The sequence below is a fragment of the Microcoleus sp. Pol11C2 genome (assembly GCF_036701505.1).
GTDB lineage: Bacteria > Cyanobacteriota > Cyanobacteriia > Cyanobacteriales > Microcoleaceae > Microcoleus.
In genome coordinates, this window is sequence record NZ_JAUBQX010000091.1 from 1 (window position 1) to 13,152 (window position 13,152).

General features: G+C 46.9%; 13 protein-coding genes. 8 read left to right on the top strand and 5 right to left on the bottom strand.

The features are described 5' to 3' along the window. Positions 1 to 100 precede the first annotated feature (100 nt). Positions 101 to 505, top strand: coding sequence for a hypothetical protein (locus QUA42_RS26830; protein ID WP_333141642.1), 405 nt, complete (start codon positions 101 to 103; stop codon positions 503 to 505). Between the two features lie 216 nt (positions 506 to 721). Here QUA42_RS26830 and QUA42_RS26835 read toward each other — a convergent pair whose 3' ends face one another. Further along, on the bottom strand, positions 722 to 862 hold the full coding sequence (locus tag QUA42_RS26835; RefSeq protein WP_333141626.1) for a hypothetical protein: 141 nt from the start codon (positions 860 to 862) through the stop codon (positions 722 to 724). 103 nt (positions 863 to 965) lie between these two features. On the opposite strand from QUA42_RS26835, the gene clpP reads away from it, so the two are divergent. Continuing rightward, positions 966 to 1,598: an ATP-dependent Clp endopeptidase proteolytic subunit ClpP gene (gene clpP / locus QUA42_RS26840; protein WP_333077590.1), complete on the top strand. Its 633-nt coding sequence runs from the start codon at positions 966 to 968 to the stop codon at positions 1,596 to 1,598. A 213-nt stretch (positions 1,599 to 1,811) separates the two neighbouring features. Here the strand turns inward: clpP and QUA42_RS26845 are convergent, their stop codons facing one another. Beyond that, positions 1,812 to 2,801 carry a hypothetical protein gene (locus QUA42_RS26845; RefSeq protein ID WP_333141628.1) on the bottom strand — a complete coding sequence of 330 codons (990 nt, stop codon included), beginning with the start codon at positions 2,799 to 2,801 and terminating at the stop codon, positions 1,812 to 1,814. 880 nt (positions 2,802 to 3,681) lie between these two features. On the opposite strand from QUA42_RS26845, the gene QUA42_RS26850 reads away from it, so the two are divergent. From QUA42_RS26850 to QUA42_RS26865, 4 genes are all read left to right on the top strand, one after another. After that, a complete protein-coding gene (locus QUA42_RS26850) occupies positions 3,682 to 6,048 on the top strand; it encodes a ribonuclease R family protein (RefSeq protein ID WP_333141644.1) in 2,367 nt (788 codons plus the stop codon). 398 nt (positions 6,049 to 6,446) lie between these two features. Next, positions 6,447 to 7,070, top strand: coding sequence for a flavin prenyltransferase UbiX (locus QUA42_RS26855; protein ID WP_333141630.1), 624 nt, complete (start codon positions 6,447 to 6,449; stop codon positions 7,068 to 7,070). A gap of 153 nt (positions 7,071 to 7,223) precedes the next feature. Further along, the gene (locus QUA42_RS26860) at positions 7,224 to 8,108 is read left to right on the top strand and encodes a LapA family protein (protein ID WP_333141632.1); all 885 of its coding nucleotides are present in this window, start codon (positions 7,224 to 7,226) and stop codon (positions 8,106 to 8,108) included. Between the two features lie 22 nt (positions 8,109 to 8,130). Further along, positions 8,131 to 8,682 (top strand): shikimate kinase, encoded by a 552-nt coding sequence (locus tag QUA42_RS26865; RefSeq protein ID WP_333141634.1) that lies wholly within the window; start codon positions 8,131 to 8,133, stop codon positions 8,680 to 8,682. 939 nt (positions 8,683 to 9,621) lie between these two features. Here QUA42_RS26865 and QUA42_RS26870 read toward each other — a convergent pair. Together QUA42_RS26870 and QUA42_RS26875 are read right to left on the bottom strand one after the other, a co-directional pair. After that, a complete protein-coding gene (locus QUA42_RS26870) occupies positions 9,622 to 10,065 on the bottom strand; it encodes a hypothetical protein (RefSeq protein WP_333141636.1) in 444 nt (147 codons plus the stop codon). Between the two features lie 65 nt (positions 10,066 to 10,130). Further along, positions 10,131 to 10,535: an NIL domain-containing protein gene (locus QUA42_RS26875; protein ID WP_333035090.1), complete on the bottom strand. Its 405-nt coding sequence runs from the start codon at positions 10,533 to 10,535 to the stop codon at positions 10,131 to 10,133. A gap of 177 nt (positions 10,536 to 10,712) precedes the next feature. Between QUA42_RS26875 and QUA42_RS26880 the strand changes: the two genes are divergently transcribed. After that, the gene (locus QUA42_RS26880) at positions 10,713 to 11,315 is read left to right on the top strand and encodes a thioredoxin family protein (RefSeq protein WP_333141638.1); all 603 of its coding nucleotides are present in this window, start codon (positions 10,713 to 10,715) and stop codon (positions 11,313 to 11,315) included. 61 nt (positions 11,316 to 11,376) lie between these two features. Continuing rightward, entirely contained in the window at positions 11,377 to 11,538 is a 162-nt protein-coding gene (locus QUA42_RS26885; RefSeq protein WP_333141640.1) for a hypothetical protein, read from the top strand. A 66-nt stretch (positions 11,539 to 11,604) separates the two neighbouring features. On the opposite strand, the gene QUA42_RS26890 is transcribed toward QUA42_RS26885, so the two are convergent. Then, the gene (locus QUA42_RS26890; protein WP_333141641.1) at positions 11,605 to 12,882 is read right to left on the bottom strand and encodes a hypothetical protein; all 1,278 of its coding nucleotides are present in this window, start codon (positions 12,880 to 12,882) and stop codon (positions 11,605 to 11,607) included. Positions 12,883 to 13,152 lie beyond the last annotated feature (270 nt).

Below are 13,152 nucleotides of genomic sequence, written 5' to 3' on the forward strand. Positions count from 1 at the left end.
AATACATCAATATAATTGCACGGATAAAATTAATTAGGATTGCTCTAGGTATAGAAAATCATTTAGGATTGCTATAAATCCGCCTACCATCACAAACATCATTGCGATAGAAGCTCCTTCCTATGGCGAGGGTTCTTATAGCAGTGCAGAAATTGAATACATCCTGAAAACAGCCTTTACTGGATTTTCAGCAGCACGAATTGAGTCACATTTAGAGTTTTCTAAAGCACCCAGTTTGATTATTCATACAGGGTTTTGGGGATGCGGAGCTTACGGTGGCGATCGTGTTCTGATGGCTCTTTTGCAAATCCTGTCGGCTCGTCTCAGTCAAGTGAATTGTCTAGTCTTTCATACGAGTGATGCTATGGGAAGCCAAAATCTGGCAACGGCTCAACAAATAGTCGATCGGGATTTAGTACCTGATAATTCACCCGTTAAAGTTTCAGCTTTGGTAGAAAAGATTCATGCGAGGGAATTCCAGTGGGGATTTAGCGATGGAAACTAACAGGTTATTCGAGCCAAGTAATACCTGGACTGAGGAAGATTGTCTCCATGTCACAACCTTTTCTTTGCCATACGCAGCTACTATCGTTCATAGCGACCCCGAAATTTTAGGGTGAACTCCTGTCTTTATCGCTACTCGCGTCCCGATGAAGACTCTGCTTGATTGTCTTGAAGCTGGTGATTCGCCCTGCGGAGTTCCTCGACCATTTCCCTAGTGTCAGCCGCGATCGAGGGATTTCAGTTGTCGCAATGATACGATCGCCACATAACAAACAACGTTTATTGATGTCCGCTTCCTCAACATCGATCGCCCTTGGATCGGAAATCCGATCGCACCCCCGCCACAATTTCCCCACATGACCGCCCCAATCCCTCCCAACTAAAGGATTTTGCCGATTTCTCGATCGCGCGCCACCCCTCCCTAACTATAAATGAACCCAAATCGCTAAAATTAAAAAAAGATACGTAATAGGCAGGCCCGGTCAATGATCCCAACCGTTATAGAACAATCCGGTCGCGGCGAACGCGCCTTTGACATTTACTCGCGACTCCTGCGCGATCGCATCGTCTTCTTGGGCCAACAGGTTGACTCAGACTTAGCCAACCTGATCGTTGCCCAATTGCTATTTTTAGACGCCGAAGACCCCGAGAAAGATATTTACCTATATATCAACTCCCCAGGGGGTTCGGTAACAGCAGGTATGGGCATTTTTGACACGATGAACCACATCCGCCCCGACATTTGCACTATTTGTCTCGGTTTGGCCGCCAGCATGGGCGCTTTTCTGTTGAGTGCCGGCGCTAAAGGCAAGCGGATGAGTTTGCCTCACTCCCGGATTATGATCCACCAACCTCTAGGCGGAGCTCAAGGACAAGCAACCGATATTGAAATTCAGGCCAAAGAAATTTTGTACCACAAGCGCCGCCTGAACGAACATCTTGCCAACCATACCGGTCAGCCGCTTTCCCGCATTGAAGAAGATACCGAACGGGATTTCTTCATGTCCGCTGAAGAAGCAAAGGACTACGGATTAGTCGATCAAGTCATCGATCGCCGTCCTTCCGCCAGCCGCCCGATCGCCGCTGTCGTCTAAATAAAAAGTTAAAAATCAAAAATGAGGAAATATTCTTCATTTTTGATTTTTAATTTTTAACAGTCATATAGCAGTTTTCAGTGGAGTGAATTACAGATGCTGGGGCGCAGGATACGGCGTCCTACTTAAGTCCTTACTGTATTTCATACAATTGAAAACTGCTATATGTAGCTTTTTATAAAAAACATCACACCTAGAAACCCTACATAATTACTAGGGCAAAGATTCGAGATATTGGAGGAAGTCGAGCAATTCTACTTGATTTAAGAAATGGCGCGCTTCTTTGCCATAACCTTGTTTGAGATAATCTTTTCCTTGGTTGGGAGTCCAGCCCAACCGCTTGATTTCCTCAGTGGTTCTGCTGTAGATTTCCAGATATTCTAGAAAATCTACTAACTGTTCGCTAGAAAGCTCTCTCTGGGACGACTTGCCGTAATTTTGTTCAAGACAGTCGCTTTCCTGTTTTTTCTTCCATTGCAGGCGTTTGAGGATGGCGTCTATTTCGGCGATCGTATCCGAATTATCCTCGATCGCATCGCTCGGAATTCCCACTGCGATCGGTTGCAATTCCCTGACTTCGGCCGCACCCTGTAGCAGTTCACTTTGGCTAGAAGTAGGCACATCCAGTTCCTGAAGTGGTTCGCCGTAGCTAGAAGAAAGCCAAGCGTCTGAGTCTAACTGCTTTGGTACAAATCCAGTAGCCTCCGTCCGATCGACCGTTGGGGGCAACGGTTCCGGTACAGGTGCGATCGGCTCTTCATTTAATTTCGCTTCAGTCTTGACAAAATTGCTTTGATCTGTTGGCGGCAATTTGTCAGCAACAGGCATTTCTAGAACCGGGAGAGGAACACTTGTGGGCCCAACAGGAACCGGAACAGCAGCAGGAGGGGGAGGGGGAACAGCAGCAACAGGGGAAACAGCAGCAGGAGGGGGAACAGCAGCAGGAGGGGGAACAGCAGCAACCGGAGCCGGATCAACACTCGCGATCGCACGATCGGGCGCAGCAAATCCGAGAACAGCGATCGCTCGCAACCGGGCGCGGTCTTCCGCATCCTCAACAGACTCAGCAGCCGACATAGCAGTAGCAAGAGTTTTGCCGTCAACCTGAACCAGACAGCGAACAACAAACTTACCGTGATGAACAGTCAGCAACTCACAGATTAACTGTCCAGCGGGATAAAGGGCACGAAATTCAGCAAACATAATTTTTTGACCCCGAAACCAGAAGGGGCTTATGACTTAAGTGTAGTACAGCCCAGAGAAAACTATTTTCTGAAAGCACCTATTCAACATACAATAAATTAAAGGTGAGTCATCCGCGCAACCTTTCACGCCACTAAACCCCATCCCACATCCGGCAGTTTAAGCTAACAAGCACCGGGCGTCATTTCTACCTATAAGAGATGGCACAGCAACTAAGCAAAAGTAGTAAAAGTCTCCGGTTTTGTGTACCTTGCACTTTCTACAGCACAGATTGCTCCCGACTCGCTCGTTGCACCTCCGTCCGCAAGGACAGATCGCGTGCAAAAAAACAAGGGCATCGCAGCAGCGAGCTACTAGCAATTTTGCCTTAAAGATCCGGTAAATTCTTTGCTAAAGCAACAAGCAAGAGGCACTTCAAAAGGAAGAAGGAACAAGGCAGAAGGAAGAAGGCAGAAGGAAGAAATGCAAATTTTATCCCTCTCCATCCCTCCATCGGCTCATCCTCGACTCAAGCCGTCGCTTTCAGTATCGAGCCATCTTTTAAGAACCGACAGGGGCTTTCTAATTTGCGAAGTGCTCGGCGCTGTTGACCTAAAAGCAAACAAACCAACGCTAAAAAATTGTATTGGGGAATAGCGTGCGGGACAGTTGTCTGCACCGTCAGCAGTCAGTTCAAGACAGACAGCAGACAATTAGCACGAAGCCGGTGTCGGGAGAGAATCTCAAAAAAACCTCGCGATCAAACAAGGTGGCTGTGCTCGCGTCTCCACCTATCAACCCGCGCATTTGTTGGGAAGCAGGCACTACGAGGGCCCGAGGGGGTGCGGCTGATTTCGCCAAAATTAGACTAATTGCTGGAAACAAGAGGATCGATCGCTACATGGAATTTTCTATCGCTGCACTGCTGGCAAATTTTACAGAAGACAAATTAGTGGCTCCTAAAGCATTGGAGAAAAAACTCGACTGCAACGACGCCACCAGTCAACTCAAACTTCAAATCGCATTAGAAGCTCTAGAGAAAATTGGCATATTAGTCAAAGACAAAGGCCGCTATCGCCGAGTAGCTGAAGACGACGTAGTAGAAGCAAAACTGCGCTGTTCGAGCAAAGGATTTTGCTTTGCAATTCAAGACGCCGAAGGCTCAGAAGACGTTTACGTGCGGGAAAGTCACCTCTCGACAGCTTGGAATGGCGATCGAGTTTTAGTCAAAATCATCAAAGAAGGTAGCCGGCGCCGATCGCCCGAAGGCGAAGTCATGCTCATCCTCGAACGCGCCAACCCCTCGGTACTGGCGCGAGTCAAGCAAACCGCCACCCCCACCGGCCGCGTCAGCTACAGAGCAATCCCCCTGGACGATCGCCTGTTGTTTGAACTAGACTTGCTCGCAAATGGCACAAATCTCCAAGAGGCGATCGATCACCTAGTACACGTCGAAGTCAAACGCTACCCCCTCGGCACCCATCGCCCAGTCGGCAAAGTAGTACAGGTACTCGGTTCCGACGCCGAAGCCGCTGACGACCTCGACATCGTATGCTGCAAACACGACTTGCCGCGATCGTTCCCCGCCGCCGTCATCAAAGCAGCGGAAAATTTGCCCAGCAAAGTCAAAAAAACCGACATCAAAAAACGCCTAGATTTGCGTAACATTCTGACTGTTAGCTTCAGCAAAAACGAACCGGGAACAACCAACAGCGAAAACGATAGCCCTCGCTCCCAGGAGGAAAATATCTCCGAAGGAGGAGGCGAAAACGAGTTCGATCCAACATCCTTCCTCTCCGATCCGCCAGTGGAACGCGCTTTGTCGATCGAAACCCTGAAGCCCGGCCGCTGGCAAATAGGAATCCACATCAGCGACGCCGCCGAGTACGTGCAGCCAGAAACGCCGATCGACCGCGAAGCCCGCAAGCGAGGCACTGCCGCCCATCTGGGAGAAAAAATCATCGCCGTACTGCCAGAAACCCTCAACGAGCGCTGTTCTCTGCTGCCAGACACAGAACGGCTGGCATTTAGCATACTGCTAACCCTAGACGAATCAGGAGAACTCCTAGAATACGAAATTCAAACCAGCGTCATTCAAATTGACTACCACCTCACCTACCAGCAAGCTCAAGCAATTCTCGAACCAGGCGATGCCGAAGAGCACCCTTTATCCTCCGCCCTCCGTCCTTTCCTCGATCAACTCGGTGCCGCCTCACAGGCTGCCCGACAGACAAGGCTCAAGCGAGGAGCTTTTGAACTAAATTTGCCCGATGCTAACTCTCACTTCGACGACGAAGGCGAATTAGGAGCTTTTGCAGTCGCTACCCCTGCTCAGTCGGCTGTCTCCGAGTTGGTGGTACTCGCCAACCAAGCTGTCGCCACCCACCTGCAAGCCTTGGGAGTCCCAGCAATTTACCGCGTCCAGCCGATGCCGGATCCGGCAGACATTCAAGAGTTCATCAAACTCTCGAACAACCTCGGAGGCGAACTGTATCTCGAAACCGAAGAAGAAGTTTTGCCCTTGGACTTTCAGCGATTTACCCAGCAGTTTGCCGGCCTTAAGTCCGAAAGAGTTCTCACCTACCTGCTAGAAGACACCATGAAGCCCGCTGTTTACAGCACAACTCCCAAGCCACACTTCGGTTTGGGGCTGTCAGAGGGTTACACGCGCTGCACTTCGCCGCTTTCCCGCTACGCCGATTTGCTGGTACTGCGGGTGTTGCAAGCGGTGTTCGAGCAAGGCCGCAGCAGCCGCACAACACGGGCTAAGGAAAAAGTTGACTTGCACCATTCCTCCTGTCACGGTCAAATTACTTGGAATGTTCTCCCGCCAGATTTGCACCACGAATTTGAGACAGAGTTTGCATCGGCCGTGGTACACCTGACGGAACGTGAAAGGGTTGCTGAGGATGCCGAAAGCGATTTGCAGGGATTGAAGAAAACCGGATTGATGAAAGAACGCACCGGGCAAACTTTTCAGGGTTTGATTACAGGTGTACAGTCTTACGGTTTCTTTGTGGAAATTGAGGTGCGGCCGCCGGAGAGCGACATCTTGCGTGTTGAAGGATTGGTGCACGTTTCTTCGCTAAAGGATGACTGGTACGAATATCGATCGCGCCAGCAAACTCTGGTGGGTCGGAAAAACCGCAATCAGTACCGTTTGGGCGATCGGGTAGAAGTTCAAGTCAAGAGTGTTGATTACTACCGCCAGCAAATTGATTTAGTTGCAGTTGGCGGCGGCAGTCAAGCTTTTGATGATGATGAATAATCAGTTGACAGTTGACAGTTGACAGTTAACTTTTCTCAATACTTAGTTGTCACGATCGGGCAACTAAGTATTAAGAAGTGGGCTGCCAACTCGACTCAAAAATTATCAAAAAACAATTAATGACTAATATCAAATCCGATAGCATCGGAATTGTCACATCCAGTCAAAAGTCAACACTCACGGACGGTGAAACCGGAATTTATATAATTTATCTGCGTTAATCTGTGTTTATCTGCCTGTATCTGCGGTGAAAAAAGAATTTGTTAACCGCAGATGACAAGGGATTGACGCTGATTCACGCAGAGATCGAGAAGAGATATATGAATAATTCCGATGCTAACAGATTTGATATAACAACTAATGACCAACAACAGTCAACCGACAACTAACAATAACTAATGACGAATAACTACCCCCTAATCTTAGGAGTTACTGGAGCATCGGGACTGATTTATGCGGTGCGAACATTGAAATATTTGTTGGAGGCAGATCGCGCGATCGAACTGGTTGCTTCCAAGTCTACTTACATGGTTTGGCAAAGCGAACAGAACACCCGAATGCCCGCAGAACCGACGCTTCAAGAGGAATTCTGGCGGGAACAAGCAGGAGTACCCGCAATGGGTAAACTTCGGTGTCATCCCTGGCAAGACGTCGGTGCTAATATTGCTAGTGGCTCCTTTCGCACCCAAGGGATGATCATTATTCCCTGTAGCATGAGTACGCTGGGCAAATTGGCGGCTGGCTTGAGTTCGGATTTGCTCGAAAGAGCGGCCGACGTTCAGCTCAAGGAAGGGCGAAAATTGGTACTCGTGCCTCGCGAAACGCCTTTTAGCTTGATTCACCTGCGGAATTTGACTACCTTGGCGGAAGCTGGAGCTAGAATTGTACCAGCGATTCCTGCTTGGTATCACAATCCGCAAACTATTGAAGATTTGGTTGACTTTGTGGTGGCTCGCGCTTTAGACCAGTTGGGGATTGATTGCGTTCCTCTCAAACGCTGGAAGGAAGAAGAAGGGAGTTAGTTGGCAGTTGACAGTTGACAGGTGACAGTTGACAGTTGACAGTTGACAGTTGACAGGTAGTTATTGATGATTTGTTAGTTTTAATTAGCAATACTTCGGCTACGCTCAGCACAAGTTCCCAATTACCAATTACCAATTACCAATATTTTTAATATGCGACTTGTATTTTTGCTAGTAATTGTGTTGGGGTTAACTATTTTTGCCCTGCAAAATGTGGAGCCGGCATTATCGCTGGTGTTTTTGGGAGTTCGATCGCCTGCTTTACCTTTATCTATCTGGATTCTGCTGAGCATGGTGGTGGGAGCTCTCACATCTTTATTGATTTCTGGTTTGCTGGCTTTTTCAAATTATCTATCTCTAACGGGAGACCGCACGGGCAGATCAAGTCGCAGCCGTCCCGAAACTTTCCCCGAAGACGGGAGGACACCTTACACGCCACCTCCCCCTCCTAGAAAACAGGGAATTGACCCGGATCTGAATAGGGAAAATAGCCAAACTCAGGCTCCTGGTTCCTACCGAACTGAGTACGGCACCTCGTCTGGTTACAGTGCCCGGACTTTCCAGCAAGAAACTCCAAACCCCGATGGGGCGAAGGATTACGCTCAACCGACGACTTATGCAGCAGCAGACGATGAGGACGATTGGGTCTCAGATAGCTCAAAATCAGGCTCTCAAGGGGGTGATGACGATTGGGGGGACGATCGCGATTTTCCCGATCAACCGCAGGTAAATGATGTTCCAGCGGCAAATCCGAGGGCTTACGAAGCTCAGCAGGAACCGAAAAGCAAATCTTGGGCTGGCTCAGTATATTCTTACGGCTATAGAGATCCGAGCCAGTCTGGGGTGGGACAAACTGAGTCGGTATACGATGCGGAGTATCGAGTGCTGGTTCCTCCGGGAGGGGAGATTCCTAAACCCGCTGATGAAGCACCAATAAATCCTCTGGCAGAAGCAGAGGAGGATTGGGGACTGGATGAGGGTGATGAGTTTGATGACGATGATGGCCTCAGTGGCGGATCGATTAACCTGAAAAAATAGAAAAATATCGGAGGATTTGGCAGTGGATGGGTTGAGGGGAGTAAATATCTATCTTGTCGGGATGATGGGCGCGGGAAAAACAACGGTGGGGCGGATTCTGGCAAGAAAATTAAAATACCGTTTTTTTGATACTGATGAGCTAATTGTTCGAGTTGCTAATCAGTCAATTGCTGAGATTTTCGATCGAGAAGGGGAAGAGGCTTTTCGGGAACTAGAAACTAAAGTGCTCGGCGAATTGTCTGCTTATAAAAATTCGGTTGTGGCTACCGGCGGCGGCATTGTGACTCGATCAATGAATTGGGGTTACTTGCACTACGGTGTAGTAGTTTGGCTGGATGTGCCTGTTGATCAACTGTACGAGCGACTGCGTTCGGACACCACTCGACCCCTACTGCGGGAGGGCGAGATCAAATCTAAGCTGCAAAGCCTTGTGAACCAGCGAGAGCGTTTCTACACTCAAGCAGATGTCCGAGTCTGTGCAGGCATGGGCGAAAGGGCTGAAGAAGTGGCGACTAGGGCGATCGAGGAAATCCAAAAAGTTATCAAACCAGAAACCGGGCCTGATCTCAATTGATACATTCAGAAACCGAGTTTCTAAGAAAATAACAGGTTTCTGAGGACTTTTGATACCAGTTCAAAAAATAATGCAACTATACGCAAGCTCCAAACCACAAGCTTCATCAGTCATTCCCAAAATCTAAAATCTAAAATCTAAAATGGTATGACTTCGGTGAAAATACTGGTTTTTGTCACAGTGTGTCCGTTTAACCACCCCATATTTTGAAATCCACCGGGTTTGAGTGGGTGTGAGGCGTAACTTTTATAAGTATGAGGATGTGGCGATCCGGAAATTTTATACAAGAACTAATGGCAGACTCATCTGATGCGCTAAATTCGGCTATTGAGTTCTCCCTAAAAATAAAAGGGCCCCACCGCTGAAGGGCTGTAGGGCGCAAGGACAGTTAAACGCTAACTTGATTGTCGGGAAATTTAGCATCAATGCTATCCTCCTATGTGACGATTTTACGATCGTCCATTCACTCATTAACTCTCCCGTATCAAAAAATGTAACCCAGCACCGATCGAATTCCACCTGCTCTATTCTAAAAACAATACCTCATGCATTCTGACTAGCAGCTCCCTAAAGCTGCTTTTTTATTGCGATAAGTTTTTGGGTGCGGGACTTGCGGGATCTTGGCAATAACATTTTGAGCAAAAGTCGCTACAGTTCAATACTGCCCTAGGGGTTTTCAGTTCCACCCCAGGTTTGTCGGTAATTGGTAATTAGTAATTAGTAATTGGGGATTAGTAACCCGCAACGGGGAATCGGCAATTGAGATGCTGTACCTCACCAGGCTTGAAAACTGCTATGATTACGGCGCGGAACGGGGAATTAATCCGGTGGGGGATTGAAAAAAAATAAGCTGTATTTATTGATGGGCGATCTGATAGTTTTCGGCTAAATATCCGTTGCGACTTATAGAATTTGGTTGGATGAATTTCCCGTTCCTCATTAAGAGAATACGAGCCTGCCTGTCCTTGACCAAAACTCGATCGCTCCGCCCAACCCCACACCGGTTAAAGAAATGGTAGCTAATACCGCAAAAGCCCGCCAATTTTTCCAACCAGATATTTGAATATCGAGTCTTGCCAAAGCTCCGGCTGAAATCAAGAGTAAACAAGTAGCAAAAAGGTGCAGCCAAGCAAAAACTACCACTGCCACAAAAGCTCCTACAATAATAGAAAGAAAAGCACCGATATCACTCGAAAACCACCGCAAAATTAAGGCTTTTATGCCTCTCAGAGGGAACGCCAAGGCGACAGCCAACACTAAAATTGAAGCTATGGCTAGAAACCAAGTCAGGTGCGGTGGAACATCAAACTCCGATAATTTCCAGCCCAAAGTGAAATAAGTAATAAAAAGTAGAGTTAGGGAAACCCAAGAGTTTTTTTTCATCCAATGGCACAATTAGGAGAACCAGGCAAAAAAACGATGATGATCCCGATGAGTTTGTACAGTGTCTAGAGGTTAGTAGAAATAGCTTGCACCGGACAAGTGGGGATGCACTGCTCGCAAACGATACACCGCGATCGAGCAAAACTTAGTTTAAGGCTTTCGGGGTCAAGGGTCAAGGCTTCTGTCGGGCAAACTCCCGTACACAAACCGCAGTGAACGCATATATCTTCGTCTATGAGTATTTCCCGACTGGCTAGGGAAACGCCGATATTTTGCGATCGCATCCAGTCGATCGCCGCTTCTAGTTGGTCGATGTCCCCTGATAACTCTAGCACCAGTTTGCCCACTTGATTCGGAGCCACCTGAGCACGGATAATGTTGGCTGCAACATTAAAATCCTTTGCCAGTCGATAGGTGACAGGCATTTGGATCGATCGTTGGGGAAACGTCAGTGTTACCCGTTTTTTCACCCTGCAAGTCCTCGGTAATTTATAAACAATCTTTGTTATCTTATGTTTTAGCGCACTTAGCCTAATTCTGGCCTCTTCAAAAATTTTTATGAGATTGGTCTGATTATCTCAAAATGTGGTATAATCTGAATTTATTATTTAAAATACAAACATAGAAATAAAACCGCAATATATTTTATGACCCAGAATTCGCCCAACTCAACTGTCGCCCCCGCAGCCAAAAATCCCGAAACAAAAGTCGCGACGCGCCTCAGAAACTTATTGATCGTGTTAGCAGCGATCGTCCTTTCAATATCCATCTTCTTCGGGCTGCAAACCCAAACGCCGTCAAGCAGTCTCACCGACATGGCAAAAGCTTCAACGCCATTAGAAACAGCTTTGGTAAATGGCAAACCGACACTGATGGAATTTTATGCTAATTGGTGCGGTAGCTGTCAGGCAATGGCTAAAGATCTGAGCGAAATAAAACAGAAATACGCCGAACCGATGAATTTTGTGATGCTGAATGTAGACAATGACAAATGGCTGCCAGAAATCACAAAATATCGAGTAGACGGCATTCCGCACTTTGTCTATTTGAACGATAAAGGCAGCGCCGTTGCGGAAACGATGGGCGAAATGCCGCGCAGTATTATGGAAGCTAACTTAGAAGCTTTAATTGCAGGAAAACCTCTGCCACACGTCCAAGCAGGTGGTCAAGTTTCTAATTTTACTCCCCCCACAGGACCTGTGAAAACAAGTAGCTCCGACCCCCGCGCCCACGGCTCTCAAGTACAGTAAAAGAAGTCAGTAGTCAGTAGGAATAAGAGGCGTTGCTGATTTACGGTATGAAAGACTAAATATGCCAGTCATAGAAACCAGTATCGACAAAGCTTGGGGATTTTCAACTCATTTTTTTCATACCCTGATTAAGCAACGCCAACATGAGAGCGATCGCACCTCCGTTAAGGAAGGGCGATCGCTGTTACGGATGAGGCAAAAGAAAGGGCGATCGCCTAGTTAAAACTACCCGTTCAATACGTCGTTTTATTGGGTTTTGGTTGTTTGCCACGAGAACCGCTGGTTTTTTTTACAAACATTCTCCCTGGGTATCCCAAGGAATGTTGGCGAAAAAAACCCTGAGTTTCTCCAGATTTATGATAATCTCTTCAATTCGTTCTTTTGACTGGGTATCAGGTGAAGTAATTTCATGCAGATGCTTAAGAGACTCTTTACATTTTGCTTCAACTGCATCGGCACCTTTATCAAAGGCTGTGGCTGTCTCTTGCCAATACTGGTCGATTCCTCCTAAGAATTTATCAACGACACCCTGTTTTTTGAATTGTTGGTGAATTTCTTTTGCTAACCGCTTCTGCCAAGCTTCCCCAAATAAATTCCACACCAAAGAAGCCAGTCCAGCAGCTAAACCGATCCCTAGAACTATTGGGCCACCAATCGCAGCTACGAAAGAAATTACTGTTGCCGTGCCACCACCGATACTAATACCAAGTGCTGACAAAAGACTCACTAATTTCGCTACTAAGATATAGCTGCCAAGATTGCCAAGGCCTGCTGCCCAAGCAGCTAAGGCACCATAAGTACCTAAACCTGCTATCCCACCAAGAAAAGCTCCTTTTGTATCGAAGGGAATAGATACTACTATTCCATCTTTGTTGGGAAGTTTAGGCACTGGGTATTTTTCCAGAAAAGCGTCAATCTCAGCCTTGAGTTTTTCAGAATTGACACTAATCCGACTTTCTAAATGACTTTGCAGCAGATCGACTAAATAACCGGGAGCGTATTCTTGAGCCTCTTTCTTTTTGTCGTATCTCTGGCGAATCATTTGTTCTATAAACTCTACATCGATCTTTTTTTCCGCATAGGTCTGAAAGGATTTGCGGGTATCTTTCTCTAATTCCTTAATTTGTTTGCTCACTTGAGTGCGTTTTTGCCGCATTTCTCGCTGACGTTCAGGTTCATTTTTCTCCGCTTTCTCAAGCTCTTTTCGATACTCCTCTATTTTGGCAACAGTTGTTTGATATTGCTCAATCGAGTTAGCGTATTCTTGTGTTTTGTCATTTTTGACCGCATTAATTTCGCGGTCGATACGAGAGATGACTGGTTTAGGAAGAGTCTCGCAGAGGAGTTGAGTTAAATCATCAAAGAGATGCTGACAGCGATCCGGCCTTTCTGACCAGAAAGTGAAGAAACGCTTTTGCACATCTTCCTTGATAATATCCCGCTTTGTGAGCTTCCGACGAAACTCTATAGCAGTTTCATCAAGTTCTTTATACAGTCTGGCTGAAGCTTTATTGAGAATTTTGGGAAGCTCATCGTCAGGGATACTCGGATCTGCGTGTGTCGCCACAATAAAGAAATTGCCTAGCGTCGGAAAGTCGTTGCATTCATTCTCAGGGGCCGGCAACAAACGCAGCAAATTCCGAAGTCGCACCATATCTTGACCATTGATGTGACCCTTGGCAGGAGAAGCATAAAGCAAGACATTAGCAATCTTGGTGGCACTATTAGCTTTCTCAACATCCTTTGATACTTCATCTTGTTTATAGCAATCCTAAATGATTTTCTATATTTATAAACAATCCTAAATAATTTTCTGTGTGTAAGTATATTGACGTAT